The following is a 19,495-nucleotide window of genomic DNA, read 5'->3' on the forward strand; positions in this document are numbered from 1 at the left end:
ACCTATAAAATAAAAAAGCCTCCGCTTAGCGGAGGCCCTTTTCCATAGTTCTAAGTATAGTACGTTATATGCGCTTTGGCTATTCTTGTTCTTTAGAAGCGTCCTGGCCTTGTTCGTCAAGAGTGATCGTGCCAGTCTGACCTTCTTTGTTTGTCAGGGCGATTTCGTAGACAACTTTTGCGTTCGCGTCACCTTCAGCTGGCTTCACTTTGTAGATATCGCCTACTGTCCACTCTTTGTAAGCTTCGTGATCCAATACCGCCTTTACAGGGGCTGGAAGCTGATCTTTGGTAACTTTTTCTCTATTGTCGTTCTGAGTTTGCGTCTGGGCTTGCTCAGCAGCCTGTGTAGCTTGTGCGTTCGCATCGATAGATGTAAAACCAAGTAAGGCAATGGCGGCTGCTAAAAAAGTTGCTTTTTTCATGTTATGTTAGTTTAGTTCGATTAACATTTGTTTCGCATAGCCCTATTGGTATAACCGTGCCAGAACCTTTTGAATTACATAGCGATCTGCTTATGAGGTAGTTATGGTTTTTTGGCGGGTTTTGTAAACTGTGGAGGAACACAGGGACATGGGGAATGATTTCCACACATTGTGGTGTGAGTACACAATTATAACCTGTCTCACAGAAGTACAGTTGCAGGTATACAACAGGTATAGCTGTTCAGGCCATGGCAAATAAAAAAGCCAACCCCTAGGAGCTGGCTTTGCTATCGTTCTGAGCTTATACCTTACGCTGCGCTCACTGATTTCTCTGCAGGAGCTGGAACAGCGGCTGGTTTCTGGTCTGTGTCGAACAGGAACTGGTTGAGCTTCACACGCAGGTCGGCAGAAGAAAGGTTGCGGTATACCTCGGCGTTGCGCACCAGTGCGATTTGGCCCGTTTCTTCTGATACTACCAATACGACACTGTCGGTTACTTCCGTAAGGCCGATGGCGGCACGGTGACGCAGACCCATAGAAGCCGGTATTTCGTTGTTCTCCGTAACGGGCAGAATGCAGCGGGCTGCTTTGATGCGATTACCCGATATGATTACGGCACCATCGTGCAGCGGACTTGTCTTGTTAAAGATCGACATCAGCAGACGCTTCGATATCACAGCATCTATCAGGTCACCTGATTCGGCGTAGTATTTCAATTCGGAGCTTTTGGCAAATACGATCAGTGCACCTGTGTTTTTGGCAGCCAACGATTTGGCGGCTTCAATGAAAGGGGTGAGGCTAAGCTTTTCCACCTGATCGCGACGCCAAGGGAAACCGCGGAAAAGGCGGTCGTTGTTAAAAGCGGTCGTTTTACCAATAAGAAGGAGGAAACGCCGGATCTCGGGTTGGAACACGATGATGGCTGCGAGTACACCCACTCCCATAAACTGGCCGAGGATGATGCTGAGCAACTCCATACCTGCCGCCCTTACTACCAGGTATAGCAGGTATACGGAGAGTAGGCCCAGGAAAATCTTAAGCGCCACACTACCAGTCAGAAGTTTATAGAGCTGGTAAAGCAATACCGTGACGAGCAGGATGTCAAGCACATCGAGCAGCTCAATTTCCAAAAAGCCTACTGTAAATAAAGGAATCAATGCGTTACTTTCGTGTATAGTTGGATAGTCTGTTTTGTCTCTTTTACGTCGTGCACCCGCAAAATGTCGGCACCTTTTCCTAACGCGATGGTGTTGAGTGCTATTGTGCCGGCCAGTGCTTCAGATTGGTCGATGCCCAGGTACTTGTAGGTCATGGACTTGCGGGATACTCCCACTAATAACGGTAGCTCAAGCACACGTAGTTCCTCAAGTCGGTGCATTAGCTCAAAGTTCTGATCCACAGTCTTGGCAAAACCAAAGCCAGGGTCTAAGATGATGTCGTTCACACCCAAACTTTTTAACTGCGCCACCTTGACCTGCAACTCGTCCAGCACGTCCAGTACGAGGTCCTTATAGTCCGTCAGGCTGTTCATAGTCTGCGGTGTGCCGCGCATGTGCATGAGGATGTAAGGCACCTGCAGTCGCGCCACGGTTTCGAACATGGCCTCGTCGAGGTTGCCGCCCGAAATATCGTTGATGATGGAAGCACCTGCCTTTACACTAGCCTCGGCAACTTTGGCCCGGAAGGTATCAACTGAAATCACAGCTCCCGGAAAAGCGTGTATGATCGCCTCAACGGCAGGTATAACTCTGTCCAGTTCTTCGGCTACTGAAACATCCGCAGCACCCGGCCGGGAAGAATAACCTCCCAGGTCAAGGATGTCAGCACCGTCTTCCAGCATGCTTTCGGCTCGTTGAACAACTTCGTCGAGAGAGCTGAGGCGGCTGCCTGCATAGAAAGAGTCAGGAGTAACATTGAGGATGCCTATGACCAGCGGTGTATCCAGTGAAAGGATTTTTCCGCGGCAGTTAAGTGTACTTTTCTTTCGAAAAAACTTATCTTTCGATTCCAATGTTGGCGTATCTGTCAATCGTTTAAAATTAAAGCTAAAAAGTTGATTAGTCAAACACTCCAGGAATATAATCAGGTAGTAAACCGCTGCAAAGATACCTTCGTCAAGAAGACCAAAGACTACGGCACCGCCTGGCGCGTGCTCCGATTGCCATCCATCACCGACCAAATCTTTATCAAGGCGCAGCGCATCCGCTCCATTCAGGAGAAGGGCAAGCAAATGGTGGAGGACGACATCCGCGACGAGTTTGTGGGCATCATCAACTACTGCGTGATCGCCCTGATGCAGCTTGGCTTGCAGGATAGCGACGAACTGACGCTTTCGGCAGAGGAAGTGGAGCGTATGTACACGGAGCACATTGAAGAGAACATCAAACTGCTCAACGCTAAAAATCACGACTATGGCGAAGCCTGGCGCGACATGCGTGTGAGTTCCATTACGGACATCATCCTGATGAAGCTCTACCGCACGAAGCAAATCGAAGACAACGAGGGCCAGACCCTGATCTCGGAAGGTGTGGAAGCCAACTACCGCGACATGATCAACTACGCCGTGTTCGCGCTCATTAAGTCGGGTTTTGCGGAGACGGTGAAGTAAGGTATAAATTAGATACACACGAGTATGTCATCTCGACGATAGGAGAGATCTGATTTTGTTATGTGAGACAGTTTCAGATTTCTCACTTAACGAGGGCCCCTACCCCCAGTTCGAAATGACAAAAGGCTGAAATGGAAGATTGTGGGGTATGTAGGTGATCCAGTTGTTGTGGTCTCCTAAACTCCCAAACTCTTAAAATCTCAAATTCAAAATGCGATATATCACTAAATTTTTCTGGCTCTTCGTGGGCGTGCTGTTCATCTTCTCTGGCCTGATCAAGATCAACGATCCGGTAGGTACAGCTATTAAACTGGAAGAGTACTTCGAGGTATTCGCCCACGACATTTCGCCGGTGTTCCTGTCGCTGGTGCCGGCCGCGCTGTTTCTGTCCATCTTCCTGAGTGCGGCGGAGATCGTGCTGGGCGTGGCGCTACTCATTCGCTGGAAGCTGAAAGAAGTGCTGTGGCTGTTGCTGGCCATGATCGTGTTCTTCACCTTCCTGACCTTCTACTCGGCTTACTTCAACAAAGTGACCGATTGCGGCTGCTTCGGCGATGCCATCAAACTCACGCCCTGGGAGTCGTTCACCAAAGACATCGTGCTGCTGGTGATGATTGTGTGGTTGCTCTTCAACCGTAAATACTTGCAGCCGCTAATGCAGCCAAAGGTAGGAGCGGCCGTAACAGCCCTTACCGCCCTGATTTCGGTTGGCATCGGCTGGTACGCTTATGAGCATCTGCCTTATGTCGATTTCCGCGCATATAAAATAGGCAACAATATCCCGGCGCTGATGAAGCCTTCGGCACCGTTGCGCTACAAGTATGTAATGGTGAAAGACGGAGAAGAGCAGGAATTTGAGGAATACCCGATGGACGAAGCCTATACCTTCAAGGAGATGGTGGCTGTGAATCCGGAGGATGGTCCGAAGATCACCGACTTCAACGTATGGAACGATCAGGGTGACTTTACGCAGGAAATCCTCAGCGGCAACAAGCTGCTGGTGATCGTGCACAATGTAGAGAAAGCCAACCGCAGTAACATCGATCAGATCAGCAAACTGGTTCAGGAGGCCGAGCAGCAAGGTATAACGCCAGTAGTGATCACCTCGTCCGGTCGTCAGGAATTCGAAGCCTTCCGCCACGAAGTAGGCTTGGCTGCTCCCTACTTCTTCGGCGACGGCACCGTGCTGAAAACCATGATGCGCGCCAACCCCGGCACCATGTTGCTGCAAGACGGCACCGTAAAAGGCATGTGGCACCACAACGACACGCCAAATGTGTCGGAACTGGTGAGCCTGCTGTAAAAGGAACTCTATACCTTGACCTTGCACACGCAACGCATTTTCCTGATCGGCATGATGGGGGCCGGCAAGACCACACTGGGCCGTGAGCTGGCTGAACGGCTAGGCTATGCCTTCGTGGACCTGGACGAGTACCTTGAGCAAAGGGAAGGCTGCAGCATTGCGCAGCTGTTTGCCGCAGAAGGGCAGGAGAGCTTTCGACTGAAGGAGCGGCAGGCGCTGGAGTCGGTGGTGCAGGAATTTGAGCAAGCTGTGGTAGCTACTGGCGGCGGCGCTCCCTGCTTCTTCGACAACATGGCGTTTATCAACCAGCATGGCACGAGCGTTTTTCTGGACGTGCCGGCTGAAGAACTCACGCAGCGATTGCTTTTAACAAACTTGAGTCAGCGTCCCTTGCTGGCTCAGAAAAGCGAAGAAGAGCTAAAGGATTTCATAGTCAAAACATTAGCTGAACGCCTGGTATTCTACAAACAGGCCAGGTATACTGTATCGGGAAAAAGGTATAACATTGAACGATTAGAATCGTTAGTTAAACCATAACAAAAACTCCTCGTTACCGCTTATGTATTGCAGCGGATAAATACATACGGGATACCTAATATTTAACTAGTTTTGCGGTAAATATCCGTTTTTAGCAAAATCTGACTATGAAACCCAATCACAAAGGACAAGCCCAGATATTCCAGAATCCTGTGCTGGAAAGACTGACCCGTACACACATTGCACTGCCTATTTCCATCTTTATCGTCATTGCCATCGGACTGATTTACTATGGCATCACGTATAGCTTTATCAATGTGCTGGAGGCGATCGGCTTCTTTCTGCTAGGCTGGCTTATCTTCTCGCTGATCGAATACTGCGCGCACCGCTTCGTGTTCCATATGGATACAGACACACCCATGAAAGAGCGCATCCAATATACCTTCCACGGAAATCACCACGAGTACCCGAAAGACAAAGAGCGCCTGGCTATGCCGCCGATTGTTAGCTTGTTCATCGCCTCGTTCTTTTTCTTTGTGTTCAAACTAATCTTCGGGCAGTTTGTTTTCGGTGTGGTGGCCGGGCTGCTGTTTGGCTATGCGCTATACCTGTTCGTGCACTATGCGGTACACGCCTATGCGCCGCCTAAGAATTTCCTGAAGCAACTTTGGATACATCACAGCATTCACCACTACAAAGATCCGAACGTGGCCTACGGCGTGTCATCTCCGCTCTGGGACTACATACTGGGTACTATGCCGAAGCGCAGCAACTCGAAGTAAGCGATCATAAAATCAAAAAGGGAGCCAATTGGCTCCCTTTTCTTTTGTTAGGTATTGCGTTTATCGTCTGAATCTGCTGAACAGCCAGCCTACCAGGGCTACGATCAAAACGATGATGATGAGCGCGGTCCACATACCGGCTTTAAATATATCGCCAATGATCTCGCAACTAGACATTGTCAGCGCCATAAATACGAATAAGATTGGCAGGTATAGTCTTATATTTTTCATAGTCTTATTATGTTTAAGTTATAGCACAGCACTTTAAGTTCTTAATAGAGAGTGCGGTCGCAGTTAATATGACGAAATTGTCATATATATAAGATACTTGCTTTTTGTGGAAAAGGTTGGCTTATAGGGTAGTGGACGCCTTAGGAAGATTCATAGCACTTTATTAACCAAAGGCAACCCGTATGAGTAAACACATGAAAATGTCTTCATGCTTATAAAGAACTGTTTTCTTAATGATAGATTTTTACAACTTTGTCAAGCGTTTTGCGACAGCGGTGTTTATCGTCCTGTTTGCTTACTTGCTGGTAAGCCAGGGTTACTTCTTTTTGCTTGTATTTTCGGGTATTTTGCTTGCCGTGCTCTTCAGTGGCATGGCGGAGTGGGTGGTCAAAAAAACAAGAATGAATCGTGGGATCGCACTGCTGCTGTCAGTGTTACTTTTCTTTGGGTTAATTGTAGGGGCTTTTTGGTTGTTGGCACCTACGATTGTTGAGCAGGTGGGGCAGATGCGAGAAACTTTGCCCAAATCTGTGGAGCAACTGCGGGGCTGGCTCAGTGAGCGGGGTTGGGGGGAGCGGGTTGAGAAGAAGCTGCCTGAGGACTTAAAAAGTGCACTCCCGGCACAAAAAGACCTTCTCTCCAGTATTGGCGGTGCCTTTTCTACTACGCTTGGGTTTCTTGCCGATTTTGTGATCGTAGTGATTACTGCCTTGTTTCTGGCCTCTAACCCCACCCTTTACACGCACGGCCTGACTAAACTGTTTCCAGTCCATAAGCGCACGCGTATACTGGAGGTGCTGGATAAGTGCTACAACACCCTTCGGAAATGGCTGATAGCCATGCTGCTGGCTATGACTATAATTGGTGTCAGTACCGCCATCGGCTACAGTCTGATAGGGCTGCCCCTGGCATTTGCCCTGGCCTTCATTGCTTTTCTTTTCGCGTTTGTGCCCAACATTGGTCCATTGCTGGCTGGAGCTCCTGCAGTGCTCGTCGGCCTGATGGAAGGGGGGCAGATGGCGCTATACGTGATTCTGATATATGGCGGCATACAGATGGTGGAGAGCTATGTGGTAACCCCCATCATTTTCAAAAAGACAGTGGACCTGCCGCCAGCTTTGCTGCTGTTCTTCCAGGTGCTGCTTGGTTTGCTGCTGGGAGCGCTAGGGCTGCTGCTGGCTGCTCCGATACTAGCCGTGCTCATGGTGATTGTGCAGGAGTTGTATGTGAAGGACGTATTAGAGGCTCAAAAGGGGCACTTATAAAAATGAATTGATCTTATAAAAGCACTTATATAGTAACACTGATAGTAACTTACCAGATAAAGCAAAAGTGTTACCTAGTCTCTCGTTTTTCTACTGATCTACTCGAAACTTAATAAATTACTCCATCTATGAAGAAGACTTTGCTAAGACGCAACTCCAGAAGCCAATAGGAATTTATATGGATATTTAGCTTGATTTTTAGAAATCAACTGAGAGTAAGAGGACGACTACTCCTATATTATTTATGCCTACATGTAATGCTTAGGGCTCTCTTCCCCAATTATATTAAAGGTTGTTCAATTAAAAGGTTCATATTAGGCTTATAGTCTTTCGTTCATCACATCAAACCCATCAGGCAACTGGTAGCCAAACTCTATACTGTAAACTAAATAAAATACAAATGCATAAGCGGTAACTGTAAAATAGTGAAATATCTGAAAGAAGACCGGTAGTTCGTCCTCTCCGAATGCAGAAGAAGACAAGATAATGTAAGAAAGTAGTGTTAAAATTATGATAGTGGTCATTACCATTCTTGCAAAGCGCCCAAAAATATAAGGTAACCTATGTATCCAATCAACTAATATGTTTCTTTCGTTAGGTATTCTATACTCTTCGATCTGTTCTAGGCCCTTAATAGCACCCGTCATACTAATATGATCAGAAGATGCCCTGCAGGAGTTTAACAGAAGTATCACAGCTCCTTCTTTTGGGTTGATGTAGTCAAAATCAACCTTTATAGTTGTAGCGGGCTGTTGAGTTTTAGTGTAAACGAAAGATTTTTCATCCCTTTTTGCTATGAAACCATTTGCAGGATTTTTCTCGTGAATTAGTTTAAAGCCAATTAATTCATTCATCAAGTAGGAGTGAATGTGCAGAGGAGCCTTCTTAGCTATCTCGCTTCCGTCGATCATTATGTCTCCTGAGTTCCAGATAAGAACTTTAGTAAGTGATATGTAGTTAAAAGTTTTTCTTTTAAACACCTCATACTTTTCAGCTAGCTCTGGAAGTTCAACTCTTAAAACTATAATAGTTTTAACATAGTAGGAGAGACGTTTTACCTTTTTACTTGAATAGTATAGAGCTGCGGAGTAAGCAATTCCGAGAAGGAAAGTTACAACAGAGAACCAAGGGCTTGTGACTATATCGGTTAAGGTAATTGAAAAGCGAAACATGAGGAGTTAAGGTTCCATTATTCAAATTGAAAGATAAGATTAATATTAAATTTATAACATGTTTTAATCTTGGTATACTTAATTTTATTATAATAAAAAGTAGTTTATGTGTTTTTGCGAGATTATACTTAACTATTTACCCAATAAGCTTGCGAAGGGCTTACAAGATTATAACTATGAATTCTAGGCAGTCCCCTGCCACCTATATCCGTTATTAAGAAGCTTCCAAAGTTTGAAAAGGCAGTATTACAAACGTAACATTGTGTTTCGATCTCTATGAACTTCACTTTAGGAATAGCTGTACGCATAGCTAGTAAACCGTAAGTCTATAGATCTGTAGGGCTTACTTAGTGAACTCTATGTAAGAATGTGAGATTAAATGCTATTTGCTGTTGAGATATCTGCAAATAAAAAAAGCCACTTGACGATTTTACTCGTAAGTGGCTTTTTTTAAGCTCCCCCTCCTGGGCTCGAACCAGGGACCCCCTGATTAACAGTCATGGCTATGGCCTTTATTGTTGGTTTTATATATTTGTAAAAATTGCCTATGAGATGAATAAAGGCGGTTTATACTTCTCTTTATTCACTGTTGTTTCTTGCTTTTTTGAGGGTTTGTGTGCAAATTGTGTGTACATAAAATTATTTGCACACACATGATACCCGTACTCACCTCCGTCATACTGGATACCCGAAGGGCACTGAAAGACGGCTCCTTCCCGGTGAGGCTGCGGCTCACCTTTCAGAGACAGCGCAAATACTACAGCACAAGCTACTCTATGAGCGAGCAGGATTTCGCGAAGGTGCAGGCCGAAAAGCCGAAAGGAAAATTCAAAGAGCTCCAGATAGCCTTTCAGGCAATAGAGCAGAAGGCCATCGGCATCATTCGCGGTTTGGAGCTTTTCACCTTTGAGCAGTTCGATAAGAAATACCTAAACGCTGCCGTTAAAAACGACGTTTTTGCCGCCTTCGAGCACCAAGTCAAAAAGCTGGCCGAGGAGGGTAGGGTAGGAACTGCGAGCAGCTACGAAAGCGCTAGCCTGTCCCTGGTATCCTTCATTCACAGGGAGCCCCTGACGAGAAACAAAGGCCTGTCAAGAGCCAAAGCCATCGAAAAAAGGGAGAACCTGCTTAAAAAGTGCAAGCCATTGGCCTACGCCGCTATCACAGTTGATTTCCTGACAGGCTATGAGAAGTGGATGCTCCAGAACGGGAGTTCCATCACCACCGTCGGTATTTACCTGCGGGCACTCCGAGCCATCTACAATGAGGCTATCGTGGCCGGGGAGGCGAAAGCGGAGCTCTACCCGTTCGGCAAGAGAAAGTACCAAATCCCTTCTAGCCGAAATGTGAAGAAAGCCCTGGCGCTAGCTGACATCGAGAGGATATTCTCTTATGAGCCAGCCTCCGAGAGCGAGGCCCGTGCGAGGGACTTGTGGGTCTTCTCTTACCTCTGTAACGGGATAAACATGAAAGATATAGCCCGGCTAAAATACAAGCAACTAGGTAAAGACACTATTACCTTCATCAGGGCCAAGACTGAGAGGACCAGCCGCCAGAACATCAAGGCCATTACAGCCATGCGGACACCGGAGATAGACCGTATCATTGAGCGGTGGGGCAACAAACCGGCTTACAATGAAGCTTATGTGTTTCCTTTGCTTGATCCGGGGCTGTCGGCGGAACGGGAGCGGGCGAGAATCCAGCATGCCACCAAGACGATAAATAAGTACATCAAGCGGGTAGCGGCCGCAGTGGGTATCGACAAGAACGTGAGCACCTACACGGCCCGGCACTCTTTCTCCACCGTGCTCAAACGAGCGGGAGCACCGATTGAGCTTATTTCTGAATCGCTCGGGCACTCCAACCTGAGGACCACCGAGAGTTACCTAGACAGCTTTGAGAATGACGTGAAGAAGCAGTTTGCGGCACAGCTAACTGCGTTTAATGCGAGTAAGATCTAGTTGATTAGCATCTGAAAGTCAAAAATTATGGAAAGATAAGTTCCTGAACAACTTCTACCACTTTAATTATGGATAAAACTAGACGTTCAAAAATCCTTATTATTTTGGAATAGGTTTCAAAGAAAATGTCAAGCCCCTACTACAGCAAATTGAGTGAAATTTCAATCCTCTTTACTCTTGAGCATCTGCGTGATAATATATGAACACAACTGATCCAAAGTACGAATCAAGGTTTCAATCCTTATTACTCTGGATAAACTATTGGAAGTCTTAACCTGTTCGCCGTTCATTATCAATCATAACAGTTTCAATCCTTATTGCTTTGGACAAGTTATTGGAAGTGATGGACGGGTAAGAAGGGACGGCTGTGCTCATCTGTTTCAATCCTTATTAATTTGGATAAGCTATTGGAATCACAAACGACCCTAACCACGGCGTTAACGGTCTGTTGTTTCAATCCTTATTGCTCTAGGTAAGTTAATGGAAGCTCAACAATACAACTTTAAACGACCATGATAGCACAAGAGATACGTTTCAATCCTTGTTACACTGGATGAGCTATTGCAAAAGGCTTTCCCTTTGGTGTTTGCTCCTGTCAGAACCTAGTTTCAATCCTTGTTACTTGGAAGAGCTATCGGAAGCAAGGACTCGAAGATTGGCTAGCCGCAGAAGGTATTATTTCAATCATTAATAGTAGCCTTTGCTCTGAAATGGATAAGTGATACGCTTAACCCGTTTCAATCCTCGTTACTTTGGATAGGTTATTGGAAGGCCACAAGGCAAGTGGATCAGAAAAGTGTATTACAAATTTCAATCCCTGTTACTCTGGATAAGCTATTAGAAAAAAAGCAACCAGTGCCAAAGCAAAGCATAGGCAGGAGTTTCAAACCTTATACTTTGGATAAGTTATTGGAAGGTTTACTGTGTTGAAACGATACCCGAAACCGGAATAGTTTCGACCCTTATTACCCTGGATAACCTATTAGAAGGATAGCAAAGTGGCTTTACAAGAATATCGATAAGTAGTTTCAATCCTTATTACTATGGACAAGCTATCGGAAGTTCGTTCGAGAAGTTCTTCTGCGAAAAGGTGATGCGGTTTCAATCCTTATTGCTTTGGACAATCTATTGGAAGCTAACACCTGCGGAAACGTGCGGTGCGCGTCACGTTGTTTCAATCCTTATTGCTCTGGATAAGCTATTGGAAGTTTCAACGGTATGCGCGGCAGGGTTTCGCGGCGCCCGTTTCAATCCTTTTTGCTTTGGATAAGCTATTGGAAGAGGGGCGGGTATACATATTCCCGCAGGATGGCAATAGTTTCAATCCTTATTACTCTGGATAAACTATTGGAAGCTTACTGCATTCTGTTCACTGGGTTCTCATGTGCCGTTTCAAACCTTATTGCTCTGGATAAGCTACTAGAAGTAGGTGCCCCCTACGCAAAGCAAGGATAGTCCCTTTAAGTTTCAATCCTTATTACGTTGGACAAGCTATTGGAAGTTCATCAATTACCCAGAGCGCTACGCCCTGTGCATGTTTCAATCCTTATTACTTTGGATTAAGCTATTAGAAGTGAAGTGCAAAAACATTCAGTGGGAAAGACGCCACTTGTTTCAATCCCTGTTATTCTGGATAAGTCGCTTAAAGTGGTGCATCGGTGGCATATACCTGTAAATATATGCAGTTTCAATACTTATTGCTATGGATAAGCTATTGCTATTGGAAGTTGCGGCCTAATCAGTATAGTTACCTCTGCCATTTTGTTTCAATCCTTATTGCTCTGGATAAGTTATTGGAAGGGTTGAGGTTCCCTTCGATCTACGACTTTTTTACCCGTTTCAATCCTTATTACTCTGGATAGGCTATTGGAAGCAACCTGTTGGGTGGTAATCCGGTGTTCTCCTTCCTGGTTTCAATCCTTATTGGTCTGGATAAGCTATTGGAAGAGCGATTCAGTGCGCTTTGGGGAACGCCCTGAAAGGTTTCAATCCTTATTGGTCTGGATAAGCTATTGGAAGTCGTGTCCGTGTACCACGTCTCTTTTTGCAATCTGTGTTTCAATCCTTATTGGTCTGGATAAGCTATTGGAAGCTTCTGCCCGTCCTGCTGCAAGATTTTGCCAACGGGGTTTCAATCCTTATTGGTCTGGATAAGCTATTGGAAGTGGATAACTTATCTATATTATAATTTGCGCAAATCAGTTTCAATCCTTATTGGTCTGGATAAGCTATTGGAAGGGAGTTCACGTCCACCACCGTTTCGTCATCGGTCAGGTTTCAATCCTTATTGGTCTGGATAAGCTATTGGAAGTGGCACCCAACACGCGGGAGGCATACACCTTCGAGGGTTTCAATCCTTATTGGTCTGGATAAGCTATTGGAAGCTTTCAGGCATACCCCGTATTCGACTGGACAGACTTGTTTCAATCCTTATTGGTCTGGATAAGCTATTGGAAGAGAGGAACCGGACGATTTACCTTTTTAGGAACAGTAGTTTCAATCCTTATTGGTCTGGATAAGCTATTGGAAGTGTATTGTCCATGTTGCTTTGTTTGTGTGTAGTGAAGTTTCAATCCTTATTGGTCTGGATAAGCTATTGGAAGGTTGTTTTAGAGTGTTAATTTTAAGAGTGAATTGTAGTTTCAATCCTTATTGGTCTGGATAAGCTATTGGAAGAAGACTACGGAGAAAAGGTAGAGTTTTCTTACATAAGTTTCAATCCTTATTGGTCTGGATAAGCTATTGGAAGACTTAACAGAGGCACTTAGCCGCAACCAGTTCAACAAGTTTCAATCCTTATTGGTCTGGATAAGCTATTGGAAGGATGTTGAACGCCTGCACCAGCCAGAACATGCCCAGACGTTTCAATCCTTATTGGTCTGGATAAGCTATTGGAAGTTCTCAGCAGCTCAGGGGTCAGGTAGTCCATCTGCTGTTTCAATCCTTATTGGTCTGGATAAGCTATTGGAAGTCAATAGACCTGATCTTATAGGTGTAGTTTTTATAGGTTTCAATCCTTATTGGTCTGGATAAGCTATTGGAAGTTGCCCAGTTAGTTGCGTCTTCTTTGCTAGAAACGCGTTTCAATCCTTATTGGTCTGGATAAGCTATTGGAAGTCCTTTACGGTTTGCATAGCTGCTGTAATTCTGTACGTTTCAATCCTTATTGGTCTGGATAAGCTATTGGAAGATTACCGTAACCTTAGACGCTAACGAGTACCAGGATGTTTCAATCCTTATTGGTCTGGATAAGCTATTGGAAGTGATGAAGATAGAGCAGAGCGGAGCATGAAGATTCTGTTTCAATCCTTATTGGTCTGGATAAGCTATTGGAAGATAGGAACTTGTACTGCGGTCTTTTGATGACTTCTGGTTTCAATCCTTATTGGTCTGGATAAGCTATTGGAAGGCAGTAGCAGGGCACGATAGCTTGTATTAGGCAAAAGTTTCAATCCTTATTGGTCTGGATAAGCTATTGGAAGATCTTAGACCCTTGCATCCCATAATCATAGGCAATCTGTTTCAATCCTTATTGGTCTGGATAAGCTATTGGAAGATGTGGTTTACTATTGGCTTGTTATCAGGATTTGGGAGTTTCAATCCTTATTGGTCTGGATAAGCTATTGGAAGAGTAACCCAACGCCTCAGAGCTTGTGCCCAACTCTAGTTTCAATCCTTATTGGTCTGGATAAGCTATTGGAAGTTCCCTGTTGAAAGCGGGATCGCTTAACTTATTGGCGTTTCAATCCTTATTGGTCTGGATAAGCTATTGGAAGATCCGGGGGATGTTACCCTGAGTGGCGATCAAGTCAGTTTCAATCCTTATTGGTCTGGATAAGCTATTGGAAGTTATAGACTTCTCAGGTCAGACCGTGGCGCACTTCTGTTTCAATCCTTATTGGTCTGGATAAGCTATTGGAAGCTGGGGGTGCACTGATTTTATACTTGACAGACAGACGTTTCAATCCTTATTGGTCTGGATAAGCTATTGGAAGGCTTCCTGAAAGTATTTCCAACACTTGAAGACGCAAGTTTCAATCCTTATTGGTCTGGATAAGCTATTGGAAGGTTTGAGTGGCTTCACTTTGATGCACTGCACATCAAGTTTCAATCCTTATTGGTCTGGATAAGCTATTGGAAGCTTTCATCTTCAGAAATGCCATAGTACTCAGGGCGGGTTTCAATCCTTATTGGTCTGGATAAGCTATTGGAAGTTTCTGCTTGACGGTGGCATCGGTCAGGATACTGTCTGTTTCAATCCTTATTGGTCTGGATAAGCTATTGGAAGTGCCGTGGTTCTTAAGCAGGTTGGCGTTGATTTCCTGTTTCAATCCTTATTGGTCTGGATAAGCTATTGGAAGGCTAGTATTCTCTCCTTTGCCGTCATTAGCTTACACGTTTCAATCCTTATTGGTCTGGATAAGCTATTGGAAGCTAGGGGTGCGATAGGATTATACTTGACAGATTGACGTTTCAATCCTTATTGGTCTGGATAAGCTATTGGAAGGCATGACCTATGAAACAATGAAGCCGTGACACTCTCGTTTCAATCCTTATTGGTCTGGATAAGCTATTGGAAGAAAACCCAAATCAGATAATCATGACAGCACAACAGCGTTTCAATCCTTATTGGTCTGGATAAGCTATTGGAAGATTTGGCGAGTTCACTTCTCCTATGTTCCCAGATCCGTTTCAATCCTTATTGGTCTGGATAAGCTATTGGAAGTGTAGAGGCATATTATTAGGCAGTGTGGATAAAATGTGTTTCAATCCTTATTGGTCTGGATAAGCTATTGGAAGTATTTCCTGACTGAGTTCTTTGACTACTTACTAACAGTTTCAATCCTTATTGGTCTGGATAAGCTATTGGAAGGAAATACCCGATTCCAACAGCCAGTCGAGGCGGGTTTGTTTCAATCCTTATTGGTCTGGATAAGCTATTGGAAGCCCTGGGCCAGAGATAGCGTGGCAGCTGATTAGAAAGTTTCAATCCTTATTGGTCTGGATAAGCTATTGGAAGAGGAGCGGCTTTTTTAATTACCCCGAATTCAAGGGAGTTTCAATCCTTATTGGTCTGGATAAGCTATTGGAAGCTTGCGGTCTGATTTGGTCTGGTTGTGCAGGTCTATGTTTCAATCCTTATTGGTCTGGATAAGCTATTGGAAGAATACTGTGACCTCAATCCCGTTTCCTCTGTCAGGTGTTTCAATCCTTATTGGTCTGGATAAGCTATTGGAAGAGGAGGTGCCCATCATGCTCACCAGGAAGGCGAGTGTGTTTCAATCCTTATTGGTCTGGATAAGCTATTGGAAGAATCGCACTACATATTCCGACTGGTACACCCTTTTTGTTTCAATCCTTATTGGTCTGGATAAGCTATTGGAAGAGGCAAGCCCGGTAAAGTGGAAACGGTGTTTTACCCGTTTCAATCCTTATTGGTCTGGATAAGCTATTGGAAGTAATTGCTTATTACAAAGATAATACATTAATCATAAGTTTCAATCCTTATTGGTCTGGATAAGCTATTGGAAGTTTTTCCATCCGCTTGCATTGGCACGCTCCACTATCGTTTCAATCCTTATTGGTCTGGATAAGCTATTGGAAGTTATGAAAACTTTACCAAGTGTAGAGATATGGGTCTGTTTCAATCCTTATTGGTCTGGATAAGCTATTGGAAGAGGTGCCCAACGCGGAAATAGCCTGGAACGAGGTGAGTTTCAATCCTTATTGGTCTGGATAAGCTATTGGAAGAGGTGCCCAACGCGGAAATAGCCTGGAACGAGGTGAGTTTCAATCCTTATTGGTCTGGATAAGCTATTGGAAGTTCTTCCGATTAGGTTCTTCATTCCTTATGAATTTCGGTTTCAATCCTTATTGGTCTGGATAAGCTATTGGAAGGCCTGCCTTATATGACGCAGATAGGGATTCAAGTTGGTTTCAATCCTTATTGGTCTGGATAAGCTATTGGAAGTCACCGAACAGATCGCGCCTTCCATCTGCGAGTCCATGTTTCAATCCTTATTGGTCTGGATAAGCTATTGGAAGACTAATCCCGATCTAACGCTATATACGAATTTATCAAGTTTCAATCCTTATTGGTCTGGATAAGCTATTGGAAGCACAGGAGCAAAAGAGTACACAAGAGAGTTACTAACGTTTCAATCCTTATTGGTCTGGATAAGCTATTGGAAGGCAAAGATGGGGTTGCATGGAACGGAATCGCATGTGGTTTCAATCCTTATTGGTCTGGATAAGCTATTGGAAGAAAAAAACCGTGCTTATGAATATGTGCCGAAGTATCGTTTCAATCCTTATTGGTCTGGATAAGCTATTGGAAGGAGCGTGGCAGGGCAAAAGGGACAAAAGACCCTGCTGTTTCAATCCTTATTGGTCTGGATAAGCTATTGGAAGTGTACCTGAGTTACTGCCTGAACGGGAAGCGGGATTGTTTCAATCCTTATTGGTCTGGATAAGCTATTGGAAGCCGTGCTTTTGTGCTATGATTTGACTTTCAATAATATACGTGTTATTTACTACACCTCTTTTTCTTAATTTACAATACGTCAAAGAGCTTTTTTTCATATTAAATTAGAATTTTTCCGAAAATGTTAACCTCTGACAATGAGTAAGTTATTGTATTTTTTAGATAACATCGAAATAATTTTGTGCTTGGAAACGACTTATTTCACACAGATATTCCTGTAAGTGCAATCTAAACATCTTTTACGGTACTTTGTAGCTTTTGGGAAAAAGTTCTTGTCGATAATCTCAAGAATCTGGTTGGCACAGTTCTCCACATCCTTCTTGTCCGATTCAGAGATTGCAACCTCCACCAACTTGTGCTGACTTCGGGTATAAACCAGGTAACCCTTGTTCACTTTTCTTCCGAAGTTCTGCTCTATTAGCCAAGCGTAGCAGTAGAGCTGGGTGCGGTAGGTATCATATATCTTGTCTTTAAACTGGGCGAACTTATAATCGAGCGGCGCCATTGAGCCATCGTGCAGCAACAGCACCTCATCTATGCGGCCGCGTAACAGTTCGTTGGTCAGGTATTGGTCCATGAATTTCTCCTGAACGCCTATCTTTCTGCGCAGGTAGTCTTTGTTGCGCTCCAGCTTTTGATCATGGACTTCGCGACCACGCATTACTTTATAGTTCTTCGTCTCATATTGCGGTATTGCCAGCACGTACTCAAAGTACGTGAACCGGGGGCAGTAGAGGTACTCAATGATATGTGAGGGGGTGAGGCTCATAAAGCTTAAAAAAATAGGGCTCTCACCTCATCAGATACCAGATCCTTGTCAAAGGCCTGTCCTAATAGCTCAGTCTGCTGCAGCTCAGCCTTATTCATCGGGAAGATGTATACCTTGTCGATTTCCTCATCTATTAAATCCTCGATTTGCAGGCGCAACGTATCCTTCTCGTGGGCGTCCAAGGAGCCCAGGAAAACAGAGAATTGAACGCGGTAGAGACCAGCCTGTTTACAGATTTTTGCCACCTTTGTGCGGCAGCGATCGTTTTTGATATCGTAGAGAACCCAAACTATCATGCCTTCTGAATTAAACTGTTGGCAAATGTGTGCGCGTCGTACTGGATGCTGTTACTGCGTGTCTGGTTCTTGCCCTTGTACCGTATCGTTTCCTCATCAAAGTACTTATTGAAAGCAGCCACCAGCAAGGCCTTCCCCTCGTTGTTGAGCGAATAGCCATTGGTGATTTGGTCGGTGTGTAGTTTGTTCACCTTCTTGCCGGAGAAGAGTCGAAAGACTACAGTCTCGGCATAGATACGGTAGGGCTCGATAAAGTCATAAACGAAGCTGAGCTGATTGTAATCGTCGCGGTGCAGGAAGCCCAGATAAGGGTCGAGGCCCGCTATAATAAGAGACTTCTCTATTTTGCTGTAGAGGATACCAAAAGCGTAGTTAAGGAAAGCATTGAAAGGGTCTTTTGCCGGACGGGTGCTGCGTCCGCTGAACTGATGTTCTTTAGTAAGCACGTAACTTAGTGTCTCAAAATATAGTCTGCCTGCCGTTCCCTCCAATCCCCGCAACGTATCAGCAATGTCAGACACCCGCTCTGCCTGCAGCGACGAAATGGAAACAGCCAGGGCCTCCAGCCGCGCAATTTTGTCGTTGAGGTAATCGGCATGTGGGGCGCGGTGTTTCTTCAGGTCCTGAATGAAGTCGCGCTGGTTCTCAATCTTGGTCAGCAGCCAAGTTTTTGTCCACTGCACTCCTGTGCCATTCAAGCTTGCTTCCAGCTGCTGCTTCCGAATTTTGGTGGTACTGCCCAATTTGCTGTGCCAAACACGTCCCAAGGGCTGCCCGTCCTTCTCAGTAAACACAATGTCCACGTTGTTTAGTATAGCCAGCCGTATGGCATCGGTGCTCAGCGCGGCCCCCGTCGTCATGATGATGCTGGTGACCTTAGAGGCGGCGAAGTGGTGTTTTTTGATGTCGTTCGTCTCCTTTTCGCGGATCCGTACCTCGAACATCTCGTCTTTGATGTGGACGTAGGTGCCGTAGGTGTTGATATACAGTTGCATGCTTTGTTATGTTAGAGTACACATAGAAAGTAAGGGTGAGACGTAGTTCGTTGCCGCTACACCTTCTTCACCGTGCCAAATCCCCTGGATACGGATTTACCCAGCCCTACGAAGTCGGGCAAGATCGCATTGGTGGTGAAGCCGCCGCTGAAGGCCAGCATATGCTGATTTTTGAAGCGTGTGCTTTTCTCCTGCACCTGCAGGCTCAGCAGGATACGTTGCTCCTCAGCCAGGCGCAAGTCAAAAGCTTTATAAAAAGCCAGGATGTTGCTAACGGCGATACGTTTAAGTTGTATATGTCGCTCTTGTTCTGACGATGCCTGCATGTACTTGCGGTGGTTATCCTGGTTTAGCCCCATCCAGAGCGTCTCGTAGCGGTAGTGGTGCAGATCGCTGTCGAGTCCGATCGTCCAGCACCTGTTGCTAATGTTCTTGCTTAGGATAGGGTAGGTTTGGTCGTCCAGCTGCAACTCCTGCACTTTCAAAAATAGCGAAGTGAGGAGCTCAGCCCCCTCGTTGATGCCCAGTAACATTGGTGTGTTGTCTGTTACCTTGTACTGCACCAAAGGGTAACGGTACTGGCTCTCGCCGCTCTCCAAGTGGTTATGCAACAGCGGTGAATGGTCTCTGAACAGGTTACCGAAATAGCCCCTCAGCTTATGTGCGTCGCGTGGGTTCAGCTGAATTTCGGGGAAGGTGATGGTGGTGGTATGGATGGTTTGTTGCAT

At 45.2% G+C, this 19,495-nt stretch carries 15 protein-coding genes and 1 CRISPR repeat array; of the genes, 6 read left to right on the top strand and 9 right to left on the bottom strand.

Going from position 1 to position 19,495, the window contains the following annotated elements:
• Window positions 1-79: 79 nt before the first annotated feature.
• The 3 genes from AC5FXQ_RS21135 to folP form a co-directional block, all read right to left on the bottom strand.
• On the bottom strand, window positions 80-424 hold the full coding sequence (locus AC5FXQ_RS21135) for a hypothetical protein (protein WP_007652294.1): 345 nt from the start codon (window positions 422-424) through the stop codon (window positions 80-82).
• 308 nt (window positions 425-732) lie between these two features.
• Window positions 733-1,581 (bottom strand): diadenylate cyclase CdaA, encoded by an 849-nt coding sequence (gene cdaA / locus AC5FXQ_RS21140; protein ID WP_493604400.1) that lies wholly within the window; start codon window positions 1,579-1,581, stop codon window positions 733-735.
• Window positions 1,578-2,435 carry a dihydropteroate synthase gene (folP, locus tag AC5FXQ_RS21145; RefSeq protein ID WP_493604430.1) on the bottom strand — a complete coding sequence of 286 codons (858 nt, stop codon included), beginning with the start codon at window positions 2,433-2,435 and terminating at the stop codon, window positions 1,578-1,580. The genes cdaA and folP overlap by 4 nt, the downstream gene beginning before the upstream one ends.
• A gap of 42 nt (window positions 2,436-2,477) precedes the next feature.
• Between folP and AC5FXQ_RS21150 the strand changes: the two genes are divergently transcribed.
• From AC5FXQ_RS21150 to AC5FXQ_RS21165, 4 genes are all read left to right on the top strand, one after another.
• Window positions 2,478-3,032, top strand: a complete 555-nt coding sequence (locus AC5FXQ_RS21150) for a DUF1599 domain-containing protein (protein WP_299984344.1) — start codon at window positions 2,478-2,480, stop codon at window positions 3,030-3,032.
• Between the two features lie 211 nt (window positions 3,033-3,243).
• Entirely contained in the window at window positions 3,244-4,335 is a 1,092-nt protein-coding gene (locus AC5FXQ_RS21155; protein WP_493604401.1) for a BT_3928 family protein, read from the top strand.
• 21 nt (window positions 4,336-4,356) lie between these two features.
• The gene (locus tag AC5FXQ_RS21160; protein ID WP_493604402.1) at window positions 4,357-4,872 is read left to right on the top strand and encodes a shikimate kinase; all 516 of its coding nucleotides are present in this window, start codon (window positions 4,357-4,359) and stop codon (window positions 4,870-4,872) included.
• Window positions 4,873-4,979: 107 nt separating this feature from the next.
• Window positions 4,980-5,594 (top strand): sterol desaturase family protein, encoded by a 615-nt coding sequence (locus AC5FXQ_RS21165; protein ID WP_493604403.1) that lies wholly within the window; start codon window positions 4,980-4,982, stop codon window positions 5,592-5,594.
• A 60-nt stretch (window positions 5,595-5,654) separates the two neighbouring features.
• Here the strand turns inward: AC5FXQ_RS21165 and AC5FXQ_RS21170 are convergent, their stop codons facing one another.
• The gene (locus AC5FXQ_RS21170; RefSeq protein WP_493604404.1) at window positions 5,655-5,825 is read right to left on the bottom strand and encodes a hypothetical protein; all 171 of its coding nucleotides are present in this window, start codon (window positions 5,823-5,825) and stop codon (window positions 5,655-5,657) included.
• A gap of 233 nt (window positions 5,826-6,058) precedes the next feature.
• Here AC5FXQ_RS21170 and AC5FXQ_RS21175 point away from each other — a divergent pair, with 233 nt between their 5' ends.
• Window positions 6,059-7,090 carry an AI-2E family transporter gene (locus tag AC5FXQ_RS21175; RefSeq protein ID WP_493604405.1) on the top strand — a complete coding sequence of 344 codons (1,032 nt, stop codon included), beginning with the start codon at window positions 6,059-6,061 and terminating at the stop codon, window positions 7,088-7,090.
• A gap of 320 nt (window positions 7,091-7,410) precedes the next feature.
• Here the strand turns inward: AC5FXQ_RS21175 and AC5FXQ_RS21180 are convergent, their stop codons facing one another.
• Window positions 7,411-8,262 (bottom strand): hypothetical protein, encoded by an 852-nt coding sequence (locus AC5FXQ_RS21180; protein WP_493604406.1) that lies wholly within the window; start codon window positions 8,260-8,262, stop codon window positions 7,411-7,413.
• A gap of 653 nt (window positions 8,263-8,915) precedes the next feature.
• Between AC5FXQ_RS21180 and AC5FXQ_RS21185 the strand changes: the two genes are divergently transcribed.
• On the top strand, window positions 8,916-10,223 hold the full coding sequence (locus tag AC5FXQ_RS21185) for a tyrosine-type recombinase/integrase (protein WP_493604407.1): 1,308 nt from the start codon (window positions 8,916-8,918) through the stop codon (window positions 10,221-10,223).
• Between the two features lie 1,684 nt (window positions 10,224-11,907).
• Window positions 11,908-16,707: direct repeats of the CRISPR family, unit length 37 nt; unit sequence GTTTCAATCCTTATTGGTCTGGATAAGCTATTGGAAG.
• Between the two features lie 196 nt (window positions 16,708-16,903).
• Here the strand turns inward: AC5FXQ_RS21185 and cas4 are convergent.
• The 4 genes from cas4 to AC5FXQ_RS21205 are packed head-to-tail and all read right to left on the bottom strand — an operon-like array spanning window position 16,904 to window position 19,495.
• Complete coding sequence (cas4, locus tag AC5FXQ_RS21190) at window positions 16,904-17,476, bottom strand: CRISPR-associated protein Cas4 (RefSeq protein WP_493604408.1); 573 nt, start codon at window positions 17,474-17,476, stop codon at window positions 16,904-16,906.
• A 5-nt stretch (window positions 17,477-17,481) separates the two neighbouring features.
• Window positions 17,482-17,772, bottom strand: coding sequence for a CRISPR-associated endonuclease Cas2 (cas2, locus tag AC5FXQ_RS21195; protein ID WP_493604409.1), 291 nt, complete (start codon window positions 17,770-17,772; stop codon window positions 17,482-17,484).
• Window positions 17,769-18,767: a CRISPR-associated endonuclease Cas1 gene (gene cas1, locus AC5FXQ_RS21200; RefSeq protein WP_493604410.1), complete on the bottom strand. Its 999-nt coding sequence runs from the start codon at window positions 18,765-18,767 to the stop codon at window positions 17,769-17,771. The genes cas2 and cas1 overlap by 4 nt, the downstream gene beginning before the upstream one ends.
• A 56-nt stretch (window positions 18,768-18,823) precedes the next feature.
• On the bottom strand, window positions 18,824-19,495 hold the full coding sequence (locus AC5FXQ_RS21205; RefSeq protein ID WP_493604411.1) for a CRISPR-associated endonuclease Cas6: 672 nt from the start codon (window positions 19,493-19,495) through the stop codon (window positions 18,824-18,826).

This window comes from Pontibacter sp. LHS1 (genome assembly GCF_058932855.1).

What these genes read in the sequence shown, in the direction of transcription:
- AC5FXQ_RS21155 (WP_493604401.1), top strand. Translation starts at nt 3,244, where the DNA reads ATGCGATATATCACTAAATTTTTCTGGCTCTTCGTGGGCGTGCTGTTC.
- AC5FXQ_RS21170 (WP_493604404.1), bottom strand. Translation starts at nt 5,825, where the DNA reads ATGAAAAATATAAGACTATACCTGCCAATCTTATTCGTATTTATGGCG.
- cas2 (WP_493604409.1), bottom strand. Translation starts at nt 17,772, where the DNA reads ATGATAGTTTGGGTTCTCTACGATATCAAAAACGATCGCTGCCGCACA.
- AC5FXQ_RS21175 (WP_493604405.1), top strand. Translation starts at nt 6,059, where the DNA reads ATGATAGATTTTTACAACTTTGTCAAGCGTTTTGCGACAGCGGTGTTT.
- cas4 (WP_493604408.1), bottom strand. Translation starts at nt 17,476, where the DNA reads ATGAGCCTCACCCCCTCACATATCATTGAGTACCTCTACTGCCCCCGG.
- AC5FXQ_RS21180 (WP_493604406.1), bottom strand. Translation starts at nt 8,262, where the DNA reads ATGTTTCGCTTTTCAATTACCTTAACCGATATAGTCACAAGCCCTTGG.
- cas1 (WP_493604410.1), bottom strand. Translation starts at nt 18,767, where the DNA reads ATGCAACTGTATATCAACACCTACGGCACCTACGTCCACATCAAAGAC.
- AC5FXQ_RS21165 (WP_493604403.1), top strand. Translation starts at nt 4,980, where the DNA reads ATGAAACCCAATCACAAAGGACAAGCCCAGATATTCCAGAATCCTGTG.
- AC5FXQ_RS21185 (WP_493604407.1), top strand. Translation starts at nt 8,916, where the DNA reads ATGATACCCGTACTCACCTCCGTCATACTGGATACCCGAAGGGCACTG.
- AC5FXQ_RS21135 (WP_007652294.1), bottom strand. Translation starts at nt 424, where the DNA reads ATGAAAAAAGCAACTTTTTTAGCAGCCGCCATTGCCTTACTTGGTTTT.
- AC5FXQ_RS21205 (WP_493604411.1), bottom strand. Translation starts at nt 19,495, where the DNA reads ATGCAACAAACCATCCATACCACCACCATCACCTTCCCCGAAATTCAG.